This is a genomic window from Teichococcus rhizosphaerae (assembly GCF_002631185.1).
GTDB classification, from domain to species: Bacteria; Pseudomonadota; Alphaproteobacteria; order Acetobacterales; family Acetobacteraceae; genus Pseudoroseomonas; species Pseudoroseomonas rhizosphaerae.
The window spans coordinates 1-4387 of record NZ_PDNU01000098.1 but is presented as its reverse complement, the minus strand read 5'-3'; the positions used below and the strand labels follow the sequence as shown (position 1 = coordinate 4387).

The window sequence follows — 4387 nt, the reverse complement described above, 5'->3', positions numbered from 1 at the left end:
CACTTCGTCCAGCCAGGCCCGTTCGGGCGCGAGGAAGCCCGGCATCTGCTGACATTCGCGCCAGTTCTTCACATCCATCTTCTGATGGGCGACGTACAGCGAGCCGCAGTAGATGTATTCGCGGCGCTTGCGACGCTGCTTGCTCAAGTAATGGGTGAAGTCGTCCATGAACTTGAATTTCTGGTTCAAGCTCTCGTCTCCGCTCTGCCCGGAAGGCAGCAGCAGGGTGGCGATACTCACCTTGTCGAAGTCGGCTTGCAGGTAGCGCCCGTAACGATCGGCCGTTTCGAAACCTAAGCCGCTGATCACAGCGTTGGGCTGCAAACGGCTGTAGAGTGCGACACCGCCCTGTTCGGGTAGCTCGGCATCGCAGGCATAAAGGAAGTAGCCGTCCAGTTGGAAGGACGGGTCATCCAGATCGAAGGCGGAGGCTCGGGTGTCCTGCAAGCAGATCACGTCGGCATTCTGTGCTTGCAGCCAACTGAGCAAACCGCGCTCGGCCGCAGCCTGAATACCATTCACGTTCACACTGATGATCCGCATAAATGGCCCCCAAAATCACGTGCGTGTATGATACCCGAGCTCAAACGGTTTAGCTAAATTCATGCGGCTTGGTGTCATTCATGCAGGCGTATCAGCGCGATTTCATTCGTTTCGCCATCGAGCGCGGGGTTCTGCGCTTCGGTGAGTTCACCCTCAAGTCCGGGCGCACCAGCCCCTATTTCTTCAATGCCGGCCTGTTCGACAGCGGCCTGGCGCTGGCCCGCCTGGGACGCTTCTACGCCGAGGCGGTGATCGACAGCGGAATCGACTTCGACGTCCTGTTCGGCCCGGCCTACAAGGGCATTCCCCTGGCCGCCACCACCGCGGTGGCCCTCGCCGAGCAGCACCAGCGCGACCTGCCCTGGTGCTTCAACCGCAAGGAAGCCAAGGACCACGGCGAAGGCGGCACGCTGGTCGGCGCGCCGCTGAGCGGCCGGGTGCTGATCATCGACGACGTGATCACCGCCGGCACCGCGATCCGCGAAGTGATGCAGATCATCGACGCCCAGGGCGCCAGGGCCGCGGGCGTGCTGATCGCGCTGAACCGCCAGGAGCGCGGCAAGGGCGAGCTGTCGGCGATCCAGGAGGTCGAGCGCGACTTCGGCATGCCGGTGGTGAGCATCGTTTCCCTGGAACAGGTGCTGGAATATCTTGCCGAAGATGCTGAACTGAAGAAGCATCTGCCGGCGGTAGAGGCCTATCGCGCCCAATACGGTATCTGAACCTTTCACAAGGGACTGGCATGGTCGGACAGGATGTAATGCGTTGCCTGATGGCCCTGGGGCTGGTGCTCCAGGGGCTTTCCTTCGGCGCCCAGGCGGCGCCGGGCGGAGCGGTGGAGCTTTACCGCTACGTCAACGACAAGGGCGTGGTGGTGCTCGACCGCCAGGGTGTGCCGCCGCAGTACATCGGCAAGGGCTACCAGGTCCTCAACGACCAGGGCCGGGTGATCCGCACCGTACCGCCGGCGCCGACCGCCGAGGAACTGCGGCAGCGCAAGGCGGCCCAGGCCCAGGCCAGCTCCGATGCGCAGCTGCTGCGCCTGTATTCCAGCCTCGAGGACGTCGACCGCGCTCGCGAACGGCGCCTGGCGGAACTGGACGGGCTGAGCAGCGTGGCGCGCGGCAACCTGCAGTCGCTCAAGCTGCAACAGGCCAACCTGCAAGGCCAGGCGGCCAACCAGGAGCGTGCCGGACGTCCGGTGGCGCAGGCGCTGGTGGACCAGCTGGACGATCTCAAGCAGGAGGAAAAGCGCCTGCAGGGTGAGATCGGGCGCTTCCAGAAGGCCCGCGAAGAGGCGGAAAGAACCTATGCCGCCGACCGCGCGCGGCTCTCCCAGCTACTCGGCGTGAGTCCCTGACTCCACTGGCGACTGTCGCTCGAACGCCCTGATCTTCTCGCGCAGCCAGTCCGGTACGGGCTGGCTCTGTCGCTCGTTCGCATCCGCATAGACGTAGACCAGCTCGCCGACGGTGAGCAGCTGCTCGTCGCGCCAGATGCCCAGCTCGAAAACCAGGCTGCTGCGCCCCAGCCGCGCCACGCGGGTGCCGATGTCCAGCCAGTCGTCGAAATGCGCCGGGGCGCGGTATTCCAGGGTGCTCTTCACCGCGAACAGGTCGCCTCCGCCGCGCAGCAGGTCGGCCGGGTAGGACATGCCGAGCTGGCGGTAGTACTCGGTGGTGGCGACGTCTAGATAGGTCAGGTAGTTGCCGTTGAAGACGATGCCCTGCGGATCGACCTCCGCCCAGCGAACCCGCAGGGAATGGAAGAAGGTGTAGTTCTGGCGCTGTGCTGCGCTGCTCATGCCGGCTCCTCGACGCTGCTGCAGACATCGACTCTAGACCGCCATCGCGCGGTGCGAAAGGGCTGGCCGCAGAACCCCCCGTCGCTGGCCCGCATTGCCCTCATCCTCGGGGCGTCGCGGCCTTAGTGTTGTTCGACGAGAACGCACGCCGTGCGCAACGAGAGAGGAACACCATGTCGTCCACGCTCCGCCCCGGACCGGGCAACTCGCGCCTTTGCCGCCCGGGGTTGCTGCTTGCCCTGGGCCTGATGCTGGTGGCCTGCGGAGAATCCACGGAGCCGCCGGCGCGGGCCGCCGATTCCCAGCGTGTCCCTGCGGACCCTGCGTTGGCGCAGGTGTATTCCGCCAGTTGCAAGCTCTGTCACGCCAATCCCGCCTCCGGCGCGCCGCTGACCGGCGATGCCGCCGCCTGGGCACCACGCCTGGCGCAGGGCATCGACACCCTGCTGGACCACAGCATCAACGGCTACAAGGGCATGCCGCCCATGGGCATGTGCATGCAGTGCTCGGAAGAACAGTTCCGGGCTTTGATCGATTTCATGTCCGCAGTGCAGGACCGATAGGGGATACCGGCATGCCAAGTCATCTGTCGCGACGCCAGCTCCTGCAACGGGCGGGAGCGCTCGGTGCGTTCGCCGCCATGGTGGGAAACCCCGCGCTGGCGGAGTTGCTCCGCGCACCGCGCCTGATTCCCTGGCGCAACTGGTCCGGCGCGCAAAGCTGCCTGCCCCTGGCGCGGGAGGCACCGAAAGACCTCGACGAACTGGTCCGGATCATCCGCCAGGCGTCCGGCAGGATCCGCCCGGTGGGCTCCGGGCATTCGTTCAGCGCGTTGGTCCCGACCGACGGCACCCTGCTCTCGCTCGCCTACTTCAGCGGCTTGCTCAGCCACGACAGCGCGACCCTCCAGGCCGAGTTCGGCGGCGGTACGCCGATGTCGCAGATGGGCGCTCCGCTCAAGGAGATCGGCCAGGCGCTGGTGAACATGGCCGACATCGATTACCAGACCCTGGCTGGCGCCATCGCTACTTCCACCCATGGCACCGGGGTCGGCTTCGGTTCCTATTCCGCCCAGGTTCGCGGTCTGCAACTGGTCACCGCGAGCGGCGAGGTGCTCGAGTGCGACGCCAAGCGCAACGTGGAGGTGTTCGATGCCGCACGGGTCTCGCTGGGGGCGCTGGGCGTCGTGACCCGGGTGCGCCTGCAGAACCGCGCGGCCTACCGCCTGCGTGAACGGCAGTGGATCGCCCGGACCGAGGAGTTGCTGGAGGACGTGGAGAAGAACACGCGCGAGAACCAGCACTGGGAGATGCTGGTGGTGACCCACTCCGACTACGCCCTGTCGATCGCCCTTAACGAGACCGACGAGCCGAAGACCCCGCCCCTGGACCCGGCGAAGGAAGGCGGCAACGAGTTCGTCGGCCTGATCGAAGGTTTCGACAAGTACCTCAGCGACTTCCCGGAGACCCGCCGTACCCTGCTCAACAGCCTGCGCCACTTCGCCCGCTTCGACGAGCGGGTCGACGATTCCTATGCGGTCTACGCCAACGTGCGCAACGTGCGCTTCAACGAGATGGAGTATTCGGTCCCCGCCGAGCATGGCCCCGCCTGCCTGCGGGAGATTCTTGCGCTGATCCGCGACAAGGACCTGCGCACCTGGTTTCCCATCGAGTACCGCTACGTGAAGGCCGACGACATTCCCCTGAGCATGTTCGAGGGCCGCGACAGTTGTTCCATTTCCGTGCATCAGCACTACAGCATGGACCACCACAACTTCTTCGCCGCGGTGGAACCGATCTTCTGGAAATACGCCGGGCGTCCGCACTGGGGCAAGCTGCATGGCCTCAACGCGCACCAGTTGCAGGGGCTCTATCCGCGCTGGAAGGCGTTCGCCGAGGTGCGCCAGGCGCTGGATCCCCGCGGGCGGTTCCTCAATGCGCACCTCTCTTCCATCCTGGGCGTGACCTGAAAGGAGCGACGCCGTGAATCGACGCAAGTTCATGTTCGCCGGCCTCGGGGCCGGCGCGCGGCTGGCGGGAA

At 65.6% G+C, this 4387-nt stretch carries 6 protein-coding genes; 4 read left to right on the top strand and 2 right to left on the bottom strand.

The genetic code is table 11. The features are described from left to right. On the bottom strand, positions 1–543 hold a 543-nt coding region (locus tag CR162_RS21695), incomplete at its 3' end, for an exodeoxyribonuclease III (protein WP_099097538.1). An 80-nt stretch (positions 544–623) separates the two neighbouring features. Between CR162_RS21695 and pyrE the strand changes: the two genes are divergently transcribed. Further along, complete coding sequence (gene pyrE, locus CR162_RS21690) at positions 624–1265, top strand: orotate phosphoribosyltransferase (protein ID WP_003096586.1); 642 nt, start codon at positions 624–626, stop codon at positions 1263–1265. Between the two features lie 50 nt (positions 1266–1315). Beyond that, the gene (locus CR162_RS21685; protein WP_134585231.1) at positions 1316–1903 is read left to right on the top strand and encodes a DUF4124 domain-containing protein; all 588 of its coding nucleotides are present in this window, start codon (positions 1316–1318) and stop codon (positions 1901–1903) included. Here the strand turns inward: CR162_RS21685 and CR162_RS21680 are convergent. After that, a complete protein-coding gene (locus CR162_RS21680) occupies positions 1883–2347 on the bottom strand; it encodes an acyl-CoA thioesterase (protein WP_003096582.1) in 465 nt (154 codons plus the stop codon). The two genes, CR162_RS21685 and CR162_RS21680, sit on opposite strands and share 21 nt — an antisense overlap. Before the next feature lie 173 nt (positions 2348–2520). On the opposite strand from CR162_RS21680, the gene CR162_RS21675 reads away from it, so the two are divergent. Together CR162_RS21675 and CR162_RS21670 are read left to right on the top strand one after the other, a co-directional pair. Beyond that, the gene (locus CR162_RS21675) at positions 2521–2910 is read left to right on the top strand and encodes a c-type cytochrome (RefSeq protein ID WP_021263177.1); all 390 of its coding nucleotides are present in this window, start codon (positions 2521–2523) and stop codon (positions 2908–2910) included. An 11-nt stretch (positions 2911–2921) separates the two neighbouring features. After that, positions 2922–4316, top strand: a complete 1395-nt coding sequence (locus tag CR162_RS21670) for a D-arabinono-1,4-lactone oxidase (RefSeq protein ID WP_034013855.1) — start codon at positions 2922–2924, stop codon at positions 4314–4316. The last annotated feature ends 71 nt before the right edge of the window (positions 4317–4387 follow it).